Source organism: Halobacillus amylolyticus, from assembly GCF_022921115.1.
Taxonomy (GTDB): Bacteria; Bacillota; Bacilli; order Bacillales; family Halobacillaceae; genus Halobacillus_A; species Halobacillus_A amylolyticus.
Genome location: NZ_CP095075.1, coordinates 3237811 through 3251833, shown reverse-complemented (window position 1 = coordinate 3251833; position 14023 = coordinate 3237811). Strand labels below are relative to the sequence as shown.

The following is a 14023-nucleotide window of genomic DNA, read 5'->3' as shown; positions in this document are numbered from 1 at the left end:
TACAAGCTTTCGCTATCAAACCAGTATCCCTTATTTGTCTTCAATTAGAGATATGAGATAATATATCCTGACCCCATCATCTATTGGAGGAGTATCTTTATGTCAAACAATTGGGAATACATCATAACATGGTATTTCTGGCAAGATGCTTTACTTGTTTGTTTCGCCTTACTTGGCATCTTCGCATTAAAATGGATCCTGCATTTTGTCATCGTTCGAACAATTAAACACAATAATCGCATCCAACATGCACTCAATTCATTTATCAATTGGGCCGCTTATAACGGAGCCTTTCTTTTTCTATTGATTTACTTTTCAAAAACTAAATGGTTATTTCAAGCCATTTTTACCGTAGGCGAGGTAAGAATTTCTGTATTTTTAATTGTTATTGCCATCCTTATTATTTCTTTAGCCAACCGTCTGTCGAAAATTCTGAATCATTTATTGCTGCCCGCCGTCTATGAGCGGTACCGTCTAGACCGAGGTATTCGTTTTACATTAGAGCGAGTATTCCATTACGTGATTATGGTTATTGCTGTGATCGTCAGTTTAACAACTGTCGGAATTGACCTCAGTGCGTTAACGGTATTTGCTGGGGTTGTTGGTGTGGGGATTGGCTTTGGAATGCAGAATATTGCCTCAAACTTTATTTCCGGGCTGATTATTCTGTTTGAACGCCCAATTAAGGTTGGGGATCGCATCATCGTTAACGATGTAATTGGAGACGTAGAAAAAATCAACATGCGAGCAACGGTTATTCGTACCATTGAAAATGAACACATTATTATGCCAAACTCATATTTTTTAGAGGAACAAGTCGTAAACCGTTCCTACAGTGATCCTAGAATCCGTCTTGCTATTCCTGTTGGTGTCGCTTACGGTACAGATGTTCACCTAGTAAAAAAGTTACTTGAAGAATTGGCTGAAGAGGCCGAGCAAGCATCTGAAGTTGTTTTAGCTGAACCTGCAGCATTTGTGAACTTTGTGGGTTTTGGTGAATCGTCCATTGACTTTGAACTTTTTGTTTGGCTGTCTAACCCTGAAGAAGTCATTAGAACAAAAAGCGACCTCAACTTTCGAGTTCATGATAAACTGCTGGAACATGACATAGAGATTCCATTTCCGCAAAGAGATCTACATGTTAGAAGTATCGATGAGGAAGTGCTGAGACAGACAAGAAAATAATTCGGGTCTTCGCGGAAGCCTGCAGCAATGGAAAACTGCTGCAGGCTCCCTCTTTATCTACGCTTCCCCAAACGTTTGTATCGCCCCTTCTTTTCGGATAAGTGGGGATCATTTAAAGAATAAAACAACCCTCCAAACTTTTCTACTTTCTTTTACAAATTTTTTACTTCATTTTTCTCTTTTTTACTCGTTATATCTCATTATATCTAAACCCTTGATCTGTATAGGGTTTTGGAAGGTTTTTACCACGCTAGAAAAATCAGATTTCTTAAAATCGTCTGTATTTTTAACTATACACTAGCAATTTGTAATATCGCGGTACTTAGTGTGTGCCATCCCCATTCATACCAATTAATGCCGTTTTTTACCTATAAAACTGGTTTGATTATATCTGGACAGAACACTATTATAAAAATATTGACAACGGCAGAATTTCCAAATGGCTAAGCGTAAGCGATTGCAGAACCTTTCTGTCTTGTTTGTTCAATGATCCTAAAAAATTAGTTATAAAACTTCTAAAGGAGGACATTGTCATAATAACATTCCAGTATGAAAAAGGTGATCTTGCATGAATCAGGAAACCGCAACCATCACTCGTACTAATGAACAGCTAATTTTTGATAAACCAACTGTTGAAGACGGCTCAGCTATGTGGGACCTCGTAAATAACTCATCCCTCGATCAAAATTCACCCTACAAGTACATTATGATGTGTGAATTCTTTTCCGAAACATGTGTCGTTGCAAAGGAAGGCGACAAATTGGTTGGGTTCGTCACTGCCTTTATTCCGCCTGAGAGAAGCGATGTCATATTTGTCTGGCAAATTGGAATCGATGCTTCCCAGCGTGGAAAAGGCATAGCCTCTAAAATTTTACATGAGCTTGTTAAACGTCAGGACGGCAGCGAGGTGCGCTACCTCGAAGCAACAGTGACACCATCGAATGATGCCTCACAGTCCTTGTTTAAACGATTAGCTCGTGATAACAAAACAACTTGTACAATTACAGAGTGCTTTCCGGAGAAGCTATTCCCTGGAGACGAACATGAAGAAGAATTGACATTTCGAATTGGACCATTTTCTAAAGAGAAATCTCCCGAATTAAATAAATAAAACTGACTATTTCAAGGAGGATTGCACTATATGAATAACGATCTAAAGGTTTTTGACGAATTGGAATCAGAGGTAAGATCCTATTGCCGCAGCTTCCCAACCATTTTTACAAAAGCTAAAGGGTACAAGATGTGGGACGTTGATAACAAAGAATATCTAGATTTCTTTAGTGGGGCTGGTGCCTTGAACTATGGCCATAACGATCCAAACATGAAAGAAAAGCTTATTGAATATATTACCCATGATGGAATTACTCACAGTTTAGATATGGCTTCTACTGCGAAAGCAGACTTTCTAAACAAACTAAACGATGTGATCCTAAAACCTCGTGACCTTGAATACAAGGTGATGTTCCCTGGACCAACAGGCACGAACACTGTAGAAAGTGCTTTAAAACTAGCTCGTAAAGTAACAAAACGTACGGAAGTTGTCAGCTTTACAAATGGTTTCCACGGCATGACCATTGGTGCACTTTCTGTTACCGGAAATTCTTTCAAACGAAAAGGCGCAGGTATTCCACTTCATAACGCTATTACCATGCCTTACGACAACTACATCGATGAAAATCTCGATACACTTGACTATTTCGAGCGCTATCTTGAAGACGGCGGAAGTGGTGTAGAAATTCCAGCTGCAGTTATCCTTGAAACGGTACAAGGCGAAGGCGGCTTAAACACAGCACGTTTTGAGTGGTTGAAGAAGCTTGAGTCCATTTGTAACCGATTCGACATTTTCCTAATCATTGACGATGTTCAAGCAGGTGTTGGTCGAACAGGTACGTTCTTCAGCTTTGAACCCGCTGGTATTAAACCTGATGTTGTTTGCCTGTCTAAATCCATTGGCGGGTACGGCTTACCGTTTGCGATCACATTGATTAAGCCAGAGCATGACATTTGGGCTCCAGGTGAACATAACGGTACGTTCCGCGGTAATAACATGGCCTTCGTTACGGCAACAGAAGCTCTTAGATATTGGGAAGATCCAAGCTTTGAAGAAGGGATTAAAAAAAGAGCCGACAAGATCACTACATTCCTAGACGGCTTGATTGAAAAATACCCTGAAATGAACGGCTATCGTAAAGGCCGTGGAATCATGCAAGGAATCTCTTCTGATATCGAAGGTTTCTCTGAAAAAGTCGCGGAGCTCGCATTTGAACAAGGATTAATTATGGAAACAGCTGGCGCAGACGATGAAGTATTCAAGCTGTTCCCACCGATCAACATTGAGATGGAAGCACTTGAACAAGGCTTTAAGAAAATTGAAGCAGCCGTTGAAGCTGTTGCTAAAGAAAAAGAATTAGTTACATCTTAATTACACGATACAATTAAACATATAACACCTATTGGAGGCTAACATTATGAAAGTAGTAAAACTAGAAGACGTACTTGGAACAGAAAATGAAGTAAAGGGCGATAACTGGACATCCCGCCGCTTGTTATTTAAAAAGGATGGCATGGGTTATTCCGTCAACGATACTGTGATTAAAGCAGGCACAGAAACACACATTTGGTACCAAAATCATCTTGAAGCGGTTTATTGCATTGAAGGGGAAGGCGAAGTTGAAACACTAAAAGACGGTAAGGTTTGGCCGATCAAAAAGAATGAAATCTACGCACTTGATGAGAATGATGAGCATCTCTTGCGTGCTTATGAAGGCTCAGATATGCGCATGGTTTGTGTATTTAACCCGCCGCTTACAGGCCGTGAAATTCATGACGAAAATGGAGTATATCCAGTAGATGATGAATAAATGATGAAATCCTCCCTATCGGATAGGGAGGATTTTTATATTCATAGAAAAACAGGGCATGAGTGAGAAACTCATGCCCTGTTTGATCTGTACTTATGAAGGGAGGCCTAGAATCGCTTTTGTTTCGAGGTACTCCTCGATGCCGAAATCGCCCCATTCCCTACCAATACCTGACTGCTTATAGCCGCCAAATGGTGCGGAGAAATCTTTCCCCTTATCATTGACCGTGATTCGACCGGCACGAATGCTTGTCGCCACTTTGCGAAGAAGCTCTGGATCTTCACCAACTACATAACCAGCTAATCCATAAACAGTATCGTTGGCAATCTCAATCGCTTCGTCTATCGTTTCATAGGTGATGATCGACATGACTGGACCAAAGATTTCTTCCTGTGCAATGATCATGTTATTTTTCACATCCGTGAAGACAGTTGGTCTTGCAAAGTAACCTTTTTCAATGCCTTCTGGTTTACCTTTCCCACCAGCAATTAGTGTGGCACCTTCTTCAATGCCTTTCTCAATATAGGATTGAACCCTATCCCACTGCTTTTTGGCAACAAGTGGACCAACGAAGTTTTCTTTACGCGGATCCCCAACAGGAAACTCTGGAAGTACATGCTGAACCGCTTCTTCAAAAGATTCCTTAATGGAGGAAGGAACAAGGATACGTGTAGCTGCCGAGCACACCTGACCTGTATTCATTGCAATGTGAGTCACAGCTGATCTTGCTGCTTGTTCTAGATCCGCATCCTCAAGCACGACGAGGGGTGATTTGCCTCCTAGTTCGAGTGCAAAGTTCTTAATTGTCTTCGCAGCATTTTCCATAACCTTCTGTCCGACGCCCACTGAACCTGTAAAGGAAACGAAGTCAATGTCAGGGTGGGAGCTAATGCCGTCTCCGATTACTTCTCCTGAACCGTTCACGAGATTAAAGACTCCTTTTGGCACGCCAGCAGCTTCAAAAATCTCCGTCAAAATAATCGCGGCAAACGGCGTCAGTTCAGATGGTTTTAAGATAACCGGGCTGCCTGCCGCAAAAGCACTGGCAATCTTAGTTGACGTTTGGTTTGTTGGGAAGTTCCATGGTGTAATAAGCCCACTGATTCCTACCGTTTCTTTCACGAGAGTATGATTGCCGCGCTCCTCAGTGAATGAGAATTCCTTAAGAGATTCGGCAGCTTGTGAAAAGTGTGCATAGCCCATTTTATAATGAACTTTCTCTGAGATGGACAAAGGAGCGCCTAACTCATCCGTCATGACTTCAATCAGATCCTCTTTACGCTTCTCGTACTCAGCGGCAATTCTTTCGAGCATTTCTACCCGCTCTTCTTTTTTTGTTCGTGAAAAAGCAGGAAGTGCTGCGCGTGCTGCCTTTACAGCTTTGTCCAAATCTTCCTTCGTTCCAAGGCTAATTTTACCCATAACTTCTTCCGTCGCTGGATTAATGACCTCTTCTATTTCAGAACCCGTTGATTCAACCCATTCCCCATTAATGTAATGCTTCAATTGATTACGCATACCCACCGTCTCCTTTTTATAGAAAGATTATGCTCCTGTTAAACAAATCATCTGAATTATATTCGTTTCTAGAAACTATATAACCTTAACTCTTCCATTTAAAACAAAGATCAGTAACTGGAGTATAACCAAATTCTTAGAGATTATTTACCATAAAACCGTATTCCTAGACTCGATGAAACCTTTCTGTACCCTAAGTTTCCCGTATGTGTACCCACAACGATCCCCTCCTCCTTATAAACTTCTATACATTCTTGGAATTCCCTCCATGATCAACCGCATTCGTCCACAATTCTAAAATCCAAATTACAACAATAGATTCATCTTGTTGATTTTTAACCATTTCTTAACGGAAATTAATAATACTTTACACTACGTTTATTAACTTTTTCACCAGGTGTCCCTATACTTTAACTTGTAAGTCACTAATCTATGGTTAAGGAGTGGAACGTAAATGGATCGTCGTAGATTTTTAACCTATATGGGGAGTGGTACAGCTGCTTTGGCTGTCGCTTCTACAGGAATAAGTGCTGCAGGCTCCAAAAAAGGCCATGGTCAAGGGCCGCCCCACAAAGGACATGGCAAACCTCTCACGGCTCCGTTCAAATCTATTGAGCGTACATGGGACAATGATCTCGTTCTGCCAAAAGGGTACCACTATAATATCGTTGCTTCCTATGGTGATGTCATTAACTCTAAAGGAGAAACATTTGGGGATTCTGCAGATCTTACAGTCTATTTCCCCATTGATAGTTTAGAAGGTGGCAACAGTTCAGAAGACGGTGTGATCTGGGTCAACCATGAATTTCCTGAACCTGAGCATTACATGAACATGCTAGGCATAAATCCGGAATCCTTTGACTCTTTTAATTTGAAGAACTATCCGAAACTATTAAACATGCAAAAGGAATCAGTAGGCGGATCTGTCATCCGAGTTACGAAGGAAGATGGCCAATGGAAACTTGTCCAAGATGATCAATATAATCGTCGTGTTACCGCCAAAACTCCTATCAAATTAACAGGTCCCGCTGCCGGAAGCAAAGCCGTCAAAGGTGCAACAACGGTAGAAGGAACTCTTGGCAACTGCAGTGGTGGGCGCACACTATGGAATACCGCCCTTTCCTGTGAAGAAAATACATTCTACGCCGATGATTACGGCTGGCCAAATTTCACGGATGAACATTATGGCTGGGTTGTTGAGGTTGACCCATTTAATCCAAATAGACCCATACATAAACATACGGCACTTGGACGTTTCGCGCACGAAAATGCCGCTATGGGACTAACGAAAGACGGCAGAGTCGTTGTCTACATGGGTGATGATAAGCGCGATGAATTTTTCTTCAAATTTATTAGTGACAAAACGTACAATTCTTCCAGCCGTGAAGCCAACTTTAATCTATTAGAAAAAGGAACACTGTACGTAGCGGATCTAGGCAATCAAAAATGGATAGCTCTTGATTATGATAATAATGAGGATTTGCAAACCTATAAAAAATATGGGGAGACCTTCTTTAAAAATCAAGCAGATGTGCTAACTTATGCGCGTGATGCGGCGCGTGCAGTAGGAGCAACCCCGCTTGACCGTCCAGAGGATGTGGAAATTAACCCTGAAGATGGCAGTGTGTTCCTTTCATTAACGAATAACTCAGATCATGGAAACTTCTATGGCCAAATTGTTCGCTTCGAACCTGCCAAGGAGGATCACGGCAGCCTTGAATTTACGTTCCAGGTATTTGTAGCAGGTGGACGCGAATCTGGAATTACTTGCCCTGATAACCTTCACTTTGACAGCAAAGGAAACCTATGGGTCGTAGAAGACTTCGCAGCTACAGAGGATAACGTTTACTCTGAATATAAGAATTGCGGTGCCTTCATGATCCCAACTGATGGAAAGAACTTTGGAGAACCATTCCAATTTGCTTCAGGACCTGTTGGCAGCGAGGTCACAGGCCCATGGCTGACTCCAGACGAGCGTACACTATTTTTAGATGTACAGCATCCTGCCACCTGGAATCAACACCCAGGATACGAGTTCGGACGTTCTTGTCTTGTGACCGTTGAAGGGGGAAAATTCAACAAATAGCCGTTGCTCGAGTATCACACCATTTTAAACTGGGAGGTGGACAGGATTGATAATGGTATGTGCGAAACACGTCAAAAATGCCTTGAAATTGATTGATCTCCCTCATGTCCATTCTTTATCTCACGAGGAGCATGAGAGCTGTGATAAAGAATGCCAGCTATGTGAAAGAAAAGCGGATTATAAGCTGTTCAACTTTCTCCGGCAAAGGCACCAAATCACCACCAAACCATAAATGAAAGGTGAATCTATATGCTTCAAAATATTGGAATACCTGGTTTAATTATCATTCTCGTAATTGCGTTGATCATTTTCGGACCGTCTAAACTTCCAGAAATGGGACGAGCATTTGGAACGACTCTAAAGGAATTTAAAAAGTCTACGCAAGATTTAATGTCTGATGATAAAGAGGATAAAGAGGATAAAGTCGATAAAGAGCAACAAGCCGCTTCAAGCGAGCAAAAAGAAAAACAATCAACGAACTAAATCAAATAAAAGAAGATGTAAGTAGCCCTCTCCTGCTTACATCTTTCTTTTATCCTTTAAGGAGGCATCATGATGACAAAGCACGAAATGGATCTTATCGGACATTTAAGCGAATTGCGCAAACGACTAATCATTGTCCTCGGCTCATTTATTCTGTTTTTTATTTTGGCATTTATGTATGTAAAAGAGATCTACAGGTGGTTGAGTAAAGATATCGATGTCACACTGGCTGTTCTTGGACCTAGCGAAATTCTTTGGGTATATTTAATGATCGCCTGTGTCGTCTCAATATCCGGCACAATCCCGATCGTCGCCCATCAAATCTGGCTGTTTGTTCGGCCCGCCCTTACCCCTAAAGAGCAAAAAGTAACGCTAGCTTACATTCCAGCGTTATTCATCCTGTTCCTTGTCGGTATTTCATTTGGCTACTTTGTGATCTTTCCCATTGTTTTTGATTTCTTGCTTTCTTTATCAGAGGACATGTTTTACACCTTTTTCACAACAGAGAAGTATTTCCGCTTTATGTTACATATGACCCTGCCCTTCGGATTTTTATTTGAACTTCCTGTCATCATTATGTTTTTGACTAGCCTTGGTGTATTAAACCCGTACAGACTTCAGAAAATCAGGAAGTATGCCTATTTTGTGCTAGTTTTAATTGCTGTCTTGATTACACCGCCAGATCTATTGGCAGATATATTAGTTGTGGTTCCTATGCTATTTTTATATGAATGTAGTGTCTTGCTGTCTAAAGTGGTGTATAAACGCAAACAGAAGCTCTCGGTCGCGGCATAGTAATGAGTTGCATCCGGTTACGGAAAGAGGAGTAACGGTGGCCTTTTCTTTTGGAAGATTTGAAGGATAAAGATAACAATATTTATTTCTAGGAAATTGGCCGAACTCGTTATCAATTTGCCATACGATGATTTCTTTTTCATTTTGGCAGGGACGAACGAGTTCTCTGGTGACGGGGACGCCATACTCCCTATAGATATAAGAATTGACAGCACTGATGACGATCACCCAATATCTTTCCCTGCCTGTTTCAGTGATATATGCTTTAGCAAGTCCTTACTATTTTAATAATAGAGGATGTTCATAAATTCACCAAATGATAAAGTGAAACTTCCATCAGTGGGGTTTTCACTAATGGTTCGTTGAGGCCTACACGACGTGGGTCACACAGACGTTGCCACAAGACGTGGCGACCTTAGTCTGTGTTCCTTAAAATCGGACATTAACGGACAGTTAACCCCCCCTCCCCGCTTAGCTTCTTATTTTCACGACGATATCTTTGGGGTTTTACTGACCGTTAATGCAGGATAAACGATGAACTTCCTCGTTTTCATTGCTCAATTTTTCCGCTCCCTGTATGAAAGGCATATGCTGTGGCCCTCAAAACTTTCGTGGCTCGAACTTCTCGCAACGCACAGGACGTGCTAGTGTCGACTTTGGCACAGGATATGACGATCTTTGTCGACGTTCTCATTCGGCAACTTTTTGAACACGCACTAATAGAGTGGCATACCCTTCCACGATCTAACCCTTCGCTAGATCTTTTATATAGCGCTCTCAAAACTAACTTCAATGTATCAAGAATTTCCCTTCATTTAATTGTTAAATTTTAAGAAACGATATAATCTTTTTACTATTCCTACTTATTCTAACTGTGTTTAAATTATACGAACCTCCCTATATAATGATAAATGATTCTAGTAAACAACTATGTATAGTTTTTAGAAAAATTTCATTACTGGTTATTTCCCAATAACGGAGAGGAGAACGAAAACAATGGAAAAGAAACGTAAAGGACTGTTCCAACGTTTTCTGGACGGGGTTGAACTCTTAGGAAATAAACTCCCCCATCCGGTTACATTATTTGCTTTATTAGCGTTGGCCGTTATTTTACTTTCAGCTATTATCTCTTCAACTGGTGTTAGTGTAGAACACCCCGGTAAAGAAGGAGAAATGGTAGAAGTCAAAAACCTGTTAAATGCTGAAGGTATTCAATATATCTTTGAAAGTATGGTAGATAACTTCATAGGATTCGCACCACTTGGAGTGGTACTGGCTACAATGCTTGGTATTGGACTTGCTGAAAGAACAGGTCTAATTAGTGCTTGCTTACGCGGATTTGTGCTATCTGTACCAAAACGTCTCGTTACAGCTGGACTAGTTTTTGCCGGTATTATGTCCAGTGTTGCTTCTGATGCAGGATATGTGGTGCTGCCTCCATTAGGCGCCGTCATATTTATCGCCCTGGGAAGACACCCTTTAGCTGGCTTGGCTGCTGCTTTCGCTGGTGTTTCAGCTGGCTTCAGTGCTAACCTGTTTTTATCAGCGACCGACCCAATGCTTGGGGAATTAACCATTGACGCGGCTGCCATTATAGATCCTGCTTATGCAGAAGGCATGAACATAGCTATGAACTATTATTTTATCTTTGCTTCAGTCTTCTTGCTCACCTTTGTTGGTACTTGGGTAACTGAAAAAATTGTAGAACCGCGTTTAGGTAAGTATAAAGGCGAATCTACAGAAGAACTCAAAGGGCTTAGCCCAATAGAGAAAAAAGGACTTATTGCATCAGGTATTGCCCTTGCAATAGGAATCATTGCATTTGCTTTACTCATCGTACCGCCTAACGCTCCACTTCGAGGAGAAGATGGATCCATCGTTCAATCTCCGTTCATGAATGCGTTAGTACCGATTATTGCTATTTTATTCTTCATCCCTGGCCTTGTATATGGAAAGGTAACCAAAAATATCCGCAACGATAAAGATGTTGCTGATCAGCTTTCCGACACCATGGCGTCTATGGGAATGTTCATTGTCTTAGCTTTTACAGCAGGACAGTTTGTTGCCTTTTTCTCAGAATCAAATATGGGAATTGTCATTGGAGTTTATGGGGCCCAGTTCCTTGAATCGATTAATCTTTCTGGTATCCCGTTGATTCTTGGCTTCATTGTCGTCTCTGGTTTTATTAATTTGTTTATCGGGAGTGCCTCTGCTAAATGGGCAATGATGGCCCCTGTTTTCGTACCAATTATGATGCAACTTGGTTATTCTCCGGAATTGACCCAAATGGCATATCGGGTGGCAGACTCGTCCACGAACATTATTACACCATTAATGACCTATTTTGCTATCATTATTGCGTTTGCGCAAAAATACGATAAAAAAATGGGGATTGGTACTCTTATTTCCGTAATGTTCCCTTATTCCATTTTCTTTCTCGTCTCATGGACGTTATTCCTAATCATATGGATGTTATTAGGAATTGATCTTGGACCAGGGTCACCTATCCATTACTAAAAAAATAGACTATAACAAAGAAGTAACCGCTCAATGACGGTTACTTCTTTATATACTTGTACTATTGTGCTTAAACCTTACACAGGAACAAATGTTCTGTTATAATGATCCTAGGGAAGGAGGGAGTAGTTTTAAATTAGTGACCTCCCCGGATCTAATTTACTCAGAAAAACCCTTCCTTCTCAATTGCTCTCGTTTGTATTACACCCTTTCTCATAAATAGATATAGCCTCATTGATAAATCGTGTAATTTCTTGTGATACCGGATATAGCCTCATCTTTTGAGAATGATTTTTCGGTTTTCGCGCCTTCCAGAACTTTCCAGCTAAAAGCTCATCCCCCTGAAACATCTAAGGATGACGACCTTTTCGAGCATTAGCATTTCCTTTTCCGTATAGAGTCTTTTCCCTGTAGCCTCCTTGCCAGCTGGTTGCACTAGTGCAATTTGATCGTAATAACGAAGGGTCCGTTACGTCACGTATTATCATGGATTTAACACTGATTTTTCAGAAAGGATTGAGATGTTCGGAAAAACAAACAATATCTGAAAAACTATGGTCATGGAAAGAAGTAATCCTTTTACTAGCTCTAGCTTAAGCCTTAGGGTAATTAAAGACATGCGTTTCACTATAAAAAATGCCACCCACTATACTATAGGGCTGATCATAAGGCGGCGTGCATTCGATCAGTGTCCGCTCCGCCCTCTAGGATAGATTTTTTATTTTAACTCTGAAAGGAAATAACAGTGACCACTCCCGCAGAACAAACGCCTCCCCATTCAAGAGAGACGCTTGACTTTGTAGATCAGTTTAAAATGCTCTTAATCCTTAGTAAATTCCTTTGTGCTCCTCACGGTGTCAATCGGGCGAACGAAATCTTCAATTTTCTCACGTTTTGGTTCTAATAATGGTGGTAAAGATAATTTTTCCCCAAGTGTTTCATACGGCTCATCCCCCATAAACCCAGGCCCATCTGTCGCAAATTCAAATAATATTTGTGGTGCCACATTTGCATATAGTGATTGGAAAAAGTGTCGGTCGACGTAACCAGAGGTTTGGAACCGGAAACTATGCATACGTTCAATCCATTCTTCTAAAACAGAGCGGTTTTCGACACGAAATGCCGTATGGTGAACCGTACCATAACCTTGTCTAGCTTGAGGAAGAATCGTGTTATATTCCACAACAACCTGTGCACCATTTCCCCCTTCCCCTACTTCAAACAAGTGGAATGAACCTTCTTTATCGATTTCTTTGAATAACAGAACCTTTTCCATCATCTCTTTGAAATAATCAATGTTATCGACCCGCACAAAGATCGGTCCTAATCCCGTAATGGCAAATTCTAAAGGGACCGGTCCCTTTTGCCATGGTGTACCAGCAGCTACTCCTTCATTTCCTTCATCTGAAATCAATTGATATTGCTGATCATCAAAATCTACAAAAGAGAGTGTCTTTTTACCAAATTGCTGTTTAATTCCATTGTGTTTCACTTCTAAACGATCAAAACGTTTCACCCAATAATCCAGTGCAGAATCACTTGGCACACGGAAAGATGTTTTTGACATCTCGTTTGTGCCATGTACCCCCTTTGGGATGCCAGGGAAATCAAAGAATGTCATATCTGTACCTGGGCTGCCTGTGTCATCTGCAAAAAACAAATGATAGGTTTGAATGTCATCTTGATTCACCGTTTTTTTCACCAAGCGCATCCCTAATACGTATGTGAAAAATTCATAGTTCTTTTCTGCACTACTCGTAATGGCAGTAACGTGGTGTAGTCCTTTTAATCCGTTCATTTTAAATTCCTCCATTTCACCTCTAGGATAGGGATTCTCTCTCCCTTTACTGAACTGACTTCTAACTATTTATTTTTTTAGTAAATGACCTGTTTTATTTACGTATTTACATTTAGCCTAAAATCATTTATCTCTAATTCAAGATAAATATACTATTCATAAAATTTGCTGTCAATATTTTGGTTTTGTAGGCCAGTAAAAATACAGGAGGATGCTATATTCATGGGCAAATCAATCATTTATTAAATGTTTATACCCAATAAAGGAAAAAACCGAATATATGATAAAAGGAGATTAAAGGATGTCTTCCCACAATTCATCCCAACCAGAGTGGCACCCCTATCGTCAAAATCAATGGGGAAAAAGTGAAAGGAATGGATATCAAAGTTACGTCAACGATCAAGGCGAAGGATCAGAAGAAAGAACACAATCTCAAGGTGCCATGCACAAGAATGGGGTATTTCCAGAGTATCCCTCTCCCTCCCAACGCCCTTTCCAAAAGAAACAGAACGTTCATGGCTACCCATATTCGTCTTTCCCAGCCAATTCATATCATGGTAACTCACCAGATATGCAATATATGCTGCAGGTGATACACAGACTTGAAAATCAGATGGATAAGCTTAGTCAATTGATTGCACAAAATAATCAATTGCTGCAGTCGATGCATGGTCAGGAAGATACCAAGTGTGTCCAAGGGAGCGGCGGCGGTGCAGTAATTGTTCGTATGTAAACCAAAGCTTGGAGGAAGATAGGGTAAGGATCTCCCTATCTTCCTAT

At 40.8% G+C, this 14023-nt stretch carries 12 protein-coding genes and 1 pseudogene; 9 read left to right on the top strand and 4 right to left on the bottom strand.

Translation table 11 applies throughout. The features are described 5' to 3' along the window. The first annotated feature begins 99 nt into the window (after positions 1 to 99). The 4 genes from MUO15_RS16635 (at position 100) to MUO15_RS16620 (ending at position 4046) form a co-directional block, all read left to right on the top strand. Complete coding sequence (locus MUO15_RS16635) at positions 100 to 1185, top strand: mechanosensitive ion channel family protein (protein WP_245030990.1); 1086 nt, start codon at positions 100 to 102, stop codon at positions 1183 to 1185. A gap of 568 nt (positions 1186 to 1753) precedes the next feature. Beyond that, positions 1754 to 2296 (top strand): diaminobutyrate acetyltransferase, encoded by a 543-nt coding sequence (gene ectA / locus MUO15_RS16630; protein WP_245030988.1) that lies wholly within the window; start codon positions 1754 to 1756, stop codon positions 2294 to 2296. Positions 2297 to 2326: 30 nt separating this feature from the next. Continuing rightward, positions 2327 to 3607 carry a diaminobutyrate--2-oxoglutarate transaminase gene (gene ectB, locus MUO15_RS16625; protein ID WP_245030986.1) on the top strand — a complete coding sequence of 427 codons (1281 nt, stop codon included), beginning with the start codon at positions 2327 to 2329 and terminating at the stop codon, positions 3605 to 3607. A gap of 46 nt (positions 3608 to 3653) precedes the next feature. Next, the gene (locus MUO15_RS16620; protein WP_245030978.1) at positions 3654 to 4046 is read left to right on the top strand and encodes an ectoine synthase; all 393 of its coding nucleotides are present in this window, start codon (positions 3654 to 3656) and stop codon (positions 4044 to 4046) included. A 93-nt stretch (positions 4047 to 4139) separates the two neighbouring features. On the opposite strand, the gene MUO15_RS16615 is transcribed toward MUO15_RS16620, so the two are convergent. Then, positions 4140 to 5564, bottom strand: coding sequence for an aldehyde dehydrogenase family protein (locus tag MUO15_RS16615; RefSeq protein ID WP_245030976.1), 1425 nt, complete (start codon positions 5562 to 5564; stop codon positions 4140 to 4142). A gap of 454 nt (positions 5565 to 6018) precedes the next feature. Between MUO15_RS16615 and MUO15_RS16610 the strand changes: the two genes are divergently transcribed. The 3 genes from MUO15_RS16610 (at position 6019) to tatC (ending at position 8928) form a co-directional block, all read left to right on the top strand. Then, positions 6019 to 7650 (top strand): PhoX family protein, encoded by a 1632-nt coding sequence (locus MUO15_RS16610; RefSeq protein WP_245030974.1) that lies wholly within the window; start codon positions 6019 to 6021, stop codon positions 7648 to 7650. 249 nt (positions 7651 to 7899) lie between these two features. Then, positions 7900 to 8133 carry a twin-arginine translocase TatA/TatE family subunit gene (gene tatA / locus MUO15_RS16605; RefSeq protein ID WP_245030972.1) on the top strand — a complete coding sequence of 78 codons (234 nt, stop codon included), beginning with the start codon at positions 7900 to 7902 and terminating at the stop codon, positions 8131 to 8133. A 72-nt stretch (positions 8134 to 8205) separates the two neighbouring features. Continuing rightward, the gene (gene tatC, locus MUO15_RS16600) at positions 8206 to 8928 is read left to right on the top strand and encodes a twin-arginine translocase subunit TatC (protein ID WP_245030970.1); all 723 of its coding nucleotides are present in this window, start codon (positions 8206 to 8208) and stop codon (positions 8926 to 8928) included. Here tatC and MUO15_RS22220 read toward each other — a convergent pair. Next, positions 8857 to 9156, bottom strand: coding sequence for a beta-galactosidase (locus MUO15_RS22220; RefSeq protein ID WP_396266260.1), 300 nt, complete (start codon positions 9154 to 9156; stop codon positions 8857 to 8859). The two genes, tatC and MUO15_RS22220, sit on opposite strands and share 72 nt — an antisense overlap. Before the next feature lie 768 nt (positions 9157 to 9924). Here MUO15_RS22220 and MUO15_RS16595 point away from each other — a divergent pair. Next, a complete protein-coding gene (locus tag MUO15_RS16595; RefSeq protein ID WP_245030968.1) occupies positions 9925 to 11445 on the top strand; it encodes an AbgT family transporter in 1521 nt (506 codons plus the stop codon). 325 nt (positions 11446 to 11770) lie between these two features. On the opposite strand, the pseudogene MUO15_RS22215 reads toward MUO15_RS16595, so the two are convergent. Together MUO15_RS22215 and MUO15_RS16590 are read right to left on the bottom strand one after the other, a co-directional pair. Beyond that, a pseudogene (locus tag MUO15_RS22215) lies at positions 11771 to 11902 on the bottom strand (hypothetical protein); the annotation flags it as partial. 363 nt (positions 11903 to 12265) lie between these two features. Then, a complete protein-coding gene (locus MUO15_RS16590) occupies positions 12266 to 13243 on the bottom strand; it encodes a ring-cleaving dioxygenase (RefSeq protein WP_396266259.1) in 978 nt (325 codons plus the stop codon). A 301-nt stretch (positions 13244 to 13544) separates the two neighbouring features. Between MUO15_RS16590 and MUO15_RS16585 the strand changes: the two genes are divergently transcribed. Then, complete coding sequence (locus MUO15_RS16585) at positions 13545 to 13976, top strand: hypothetical protein (protein WP_245030963.1); 432 nt, start codon at positions 13545 to 13547, stop codon at positions 13974 to 13976. Positions 13977 to 14023 lie beyond the last annotated feature (47 nt).

What these genes read in the sequence shown, in the direction of transcription:
- MUO15_RS16595 (WP_245030968.1), top strand. Translation starts at nt 9,925, where the DNA reads ATGGAAAAGAAACGTAAAGGACTGTTCCAACGTTTTCTGGACGGGGTT.
- ectB (WP_245030986.1), top strand. Translation starts at nt 2,327, where the DNA reads ATGAATAACGATCTAAAGGTTTTTGACGAATTGGAATCAGAGGTAAGA.
- ectA (WP_245030988.1), top strand. Translation starts at nt 1,754, where the DNA reads ATGAATCAGGAAACCGCAACCATCACTCGTACTAATGAACAGCTAATT.
- MUO15_RS16585 (WP_245030963.1), top strand. Translation starts at nt 13,545, where the DNA reads ATGTCTTCCCACAATTCATCCCAACCAGAGTGGCACCCCTATCGTCAA.
- MUO15_RS16610 (WP_245030974.1), top strand. Translation starts at nt 6,019, where the DNA reads ATGGATCGTCGTAGATTTTTAACCTATATGGGGAGTGGTACAGCTGCT.
- MUO15_RS16620 (WP_245030978.1), top strand. Translation starts at nt 3,654, where the DNA reads ATGAAAGTAGTAAAACTAGAAGACGTACTTGGAACAGAAAATGAAGTA.
- MUO15_RS16590 (WP_396266259.1), bottom strand. Translation starts at nt 13,243, where the DNA reads ATGAACGGATTAAAAGGACTACACCACGTTACTGCCATTACGAGTAGT.
- tatC (WP_245030970.1), top strand. Translation starts at nt 8,206, where the DNA reads ATGACAAAGCACGAAATGGATCTTATCGGACATTTAAGCGAATTGCGC.
- MUO15_RS16635 (WP_245030990.1), top strand. Translation starts at nt 100, where the DNA reads ATGTCAAACAATTGGGAATACATCATAACATGGTATTTCTGGCAAGAT.
- MUO15_RS16615 (WP_245030976.1), bottom strand. Translation starts at nt 5,564, where the DNA reads ATGCGTAATCAATTGAAGCATTACATTAATGGGGAATGGGTTGAATCA.
- tatA (WP_245030972.1), top strand. Translation starts at nt 7,900, where the DNA reads ATGCTTCAAAATATTGGAATACCTGGTTTAATTATCATTCTCGTAATT.